Origin of the sequence: Bacillus fungorum, assembly GCF_002746455.1 — a bacterium.
Taxonomy (GTDB): domain Bacteria; phylum Bacillota; class Bacilli; order Bacillales; family Bacillaceae_G; genus Bacillus_A; species Bacillus_A fungorum.
This window is the reverse complement of the sequence record NZ_NWUW01000085.1, coordinates 1-3,261: the sequence shown is the minus strand read 5'-3', so window position 1 is coordinate 3,261 and position 3,261 is coordinate 1. Positions and strand designations below refer to the sequence as shown.

3 protein-coding genes are annotated in these 3,261 nt (G+C 33.4%); all 3 read left to right on the top strand.

Annotation, left to right across the window (positions count from 1 at the left end):
• The first annotated feature begins 389 nt into the window (after positions 1–389).
• Positions 390–758 carry a hypothetical protein gene (locus CO726_RS32735; protein WP_234449446.1) on the top strand — a complete coding sequence of 123 codons (369 nt, stop codon included), beginning with the start codon at positions 390–392 and terminating at the stop codon, positions 756–758.
• A gap of 24 nt (positions 759–782) precedes the next feature.
• Positions 783–986: a hypothetical protein gene (locus CO726_RS30560; protein ID WP_099686787.1), complete on the top strand. Its 204-nt coding sequence runs from the start codon at positions 783–785 to the stop codon at positions 984–986.
• Positions 987–1,303: 317 nt separating this feature from the next.
• Positions 1,304–2,257: a protein rep gene (locus tag CO726_RS30555; RefSeq protein WP_099686786.1), complete on the top strand. Its 954-nt coding sequence runs from the start codon at positions 1,304–1,306 to the stop codon at positions 2,255–2,257.
• Positions 2,258–3,261: the final 1,004 nt, after the last annotated feature.

Genomic DNA, 3,261 nt, shown 5'->3' with positions numbered 1-3,261 from the left:
TGTAAACGAAGACTTTTTGATACTTTGGTTTTTTCTCGTGAACGGTGGAGGTGGTTATCTGGCGTTTGTCCAACGGTAAGCGGAACGTAGTGAGCATTAAGGAGTGGACGAACTTGCTACACTGAAGACCCTCTTGTTGTCTCCCAAACTTTACGTTTGGGGGCTGGCTACCGCCGAGGGAGTCCTTCCGAGATCGGAAGGGTTGGGTAGGTTGAGTTTTTGTCTTACGGATCATCTAAAAAAAAGATAATGAAATTAAGATTTAACAAAGTTAAATATTCCCTTTTATATATGTTTAATTTTACTATATATAGAATTTAAAAACCATACTTGTATTATATTTCCATCAATCTTAGAATTTAGGAAAAACCAATGCGAGGTGTTTTGAGATGAAAAAAATGGTACAAGTTTTATTAGTTAGTTTTCTTGTTTTAACTTCAGTTGCATTTGTTAAACCTTCTTCTTCGTATGCTTTAGATTGTTTGGGAAGAGATAGGCCGACTTGTGCAAAATGGGATTATTTAAGAATACTTCAAAAGATACCTAAATCTTTAAAAAAATCTAATGAAGTTGTTGATTTGAAGAAGTTTTCGCAAAAAATTAGAGGTACTAATGATTACAAAGATCCTAAGTCAGGTTGGATTATTTCTAAAAATAAGGGTAAATCACATGGTGGTTCAGCGTGGAAGTTGTATAATAAAGGCAAAAAGGAACGTATTGCTTCTTTAACGAGTAGTGGAAAAGTGTTAAGAGAATAAAAAAATATTAAGGGTGATTGTTTTATGGCTAAACCTTTGTTTTGTCCTAATTGTGGAGTTAAATTAATTGATGAAGATTTTTATGTAAAGAGTTTTACTAGTTATGAAACTAAAGATCGTAATAACAATGTAGTTGTAATTGATTTAAATGGATGGGGATGTGAATGTGCTTCCTGTAATTGGGAAGGTGACATTTTACCTTACGATGAAGACACTGAATATAATTGATTTACTAAAAAAAAGTAGAGAGGAAAACGATTCGTTTTCCTCTCTACTTTTTTGCGATTTTCCGGAACGGAAAATCGTGTTTTTTCTTTTCTTGATACAAGGGTAACTATTTCGGCGGCGAAATAGTTACCCTTGTATGCCTTAAAGCCTTGTGGTTGTAAGGTTTTCAATAAAAAAAGACTTGCTTTTTCAGGCGGATAGATTTAACGTTTTAATTGTCGAGAAAAAAACAATAAACTATCACGAAAGGAGCAAGTCTCTTTTTAAAGGGTTGGTGTACCCTTTTTTACTATTCAACTGGGACTAATATATCAGATATGACGAAAAAAAATCAAGACGAAATTGTTTGGAAGTATCAACCGAAGAAAAAACAGAATTTAAAAATCTATGAATTTATTAAAGATAAATTGAGTGAGGGTGGACGTGAATTGTTTAAAGAGTGTAGTACTTTTAACCAATTTATTTCAACTCGTGACAAAATAAAAAATAAATTAATAGGGTCTAATCCTTGTAAAAATAGGTTTTGTCCGATTTGTGCTTGGAGGAAAGCTCGTAAAGATGCGATGAAAATAGCTACGATGATGGAAGCTATCAAGGTTGAGGAAAAGAAAGAGTTTTTATTTCTCACTTTGACTACGCCGAATATTAAAGCTGATATGGTGAAAAGTGAAATTGATAGATTTAATAAAGCTTTTAAGAAATTGTTTGATAGAAAAAAGGTTCAAAGAAGTATTAAAGGGTACATTAGAAAATTAGAGATGACTTACAACAAAGAACGTGATGACTATAATCCGCATTTTCATGTTTTACTTTGTGTAGATAAAAATTATTTCAAACGTAAAGAGCTTTACATTAAACAACAAGAATGGCTTTCGATGTGGCGAGAAGCTACGGATCTACCTGAAATAACACAAGTACATATTCAGAAAGTGGAATTGATTCGAGAAGGGAATGCAGTTGGTGAGATTGCGAAGTATTCAGCGAAAGATTATGAGCTGGCAACAAACCAAGAAGTGTTTGATGTGTTTTATGCATCGTTGAAAGGCCGACAACTGATTACGTTTAATGGACTGTTTAAAGAGTATGCTTTGAAGTATGAAAATGGTGAGTTGGACAAGTATAAAACAAAAGATAAAAACGAGTATTTTTATAAGATATTAGCAACATGGAATCCTGATTTATTGAAATTTAATCGTGAATATACTGAGTTAACTGAAGAAGAAAAAGAAAAATATAATGGGCATTTGATTGATGAAATGGAAGTGGAATGAAAAAAAAGAACCTGGATTAGTTCCTGGTTCTTTTTTATTTTTTATGTTAACTAAGGTATGAATACTTTAAATTTAATCATCATTCTTTTGTTTTATATTGTTGCGAAGGTGAATGAGTAAGAACTCCGCTAAATATGAATCTGTTCTTTTAATTTGTGTTATTGCGAAGGTGAACAGAAAAAAACTTCGCTGAATTTCGTTTTTATTTTACCACAAAATTATTTTTTTTGTGCAATTTTAGTGACCACTGAGTGACCACTGGGTGCCACTGAATGATCACTAGAACGAAAAAATGACCACTGAGTGACCACTGGATAAAAAAGAACCGTCCCAGTTACAACATTGGTTTCGTGGTCATTTGGTGGTCATTTGGTGGTCATTTTAGACGCATACAAAACACATATTTTCACATACAAAACGCATATAAATAGCCGAAAAACGCATACAGAACGCATACAACCGAAAAAAAGTCTTCCCACAATTCACAAACTAGAAAACCAATAGGCACAGCCTATTTCACCACTTTTTTTATAAAGTGGGATTCGGTTTCCTTATGCTCTTTTTTTATTTCTTGGTTTTTAAAGCGTTTAAAACGATTCAGAATCGCTTTTAATGATTTTATGTAGTTGAATTCATTAGAAAAAAATAAAGCGTTTAAAACGAATTCTGAACGTTCTGAGACGTATTTTTTATATCATTCTATGATTTCTTTATGGTTTTTTTAGTTAGAGCAAAAAATAATTAGTTAGTAGATCGTAAGGAGATTTTTAAAATTTGACGAGATATAGGGGAATTTAACGAGGCGTGGCGAGGAAAAAATGCAGGGCAGCGGGGATGTATTCTCAGATTTTAGCGAGGCATAGGGAGGCGTGGTGAATGTAAACGAAGACTTTTTGATACTTTGGTTTTTTCTCGTGAACGGTGGAGGTGGTTATCTGGCGTTTGTCCAACGGTAAGCGGAACGTAGTGAGCATTAAGGAGTGGACGAACTTGCTACACTGAAG

Excerpts from the sequence above, each read along its gene's own strand:
- CO726_RS30560 (WP_099686787.1), top strand. The coding sequence starts at position 783 with ATGGCTAAACCTTTGTTTTGTCCTAATTGTGGAGTTAAATTAATTGAT.
- CO726_RS30555 (WP_099686786.1), top strand. The coding sequence starts at position 1,304 with ATGACGAAAAAAAATCAAGACGAAATTGTTTGGAAGTATCAACCGAAG.
- CO726_RS32735 (WP_234449446.1), top strand. The coding sequence starts at position 390 with ATGAAAAAAATGGTACAAGTTTTATTAGTTAGTTTTCTTGTTTTAACT.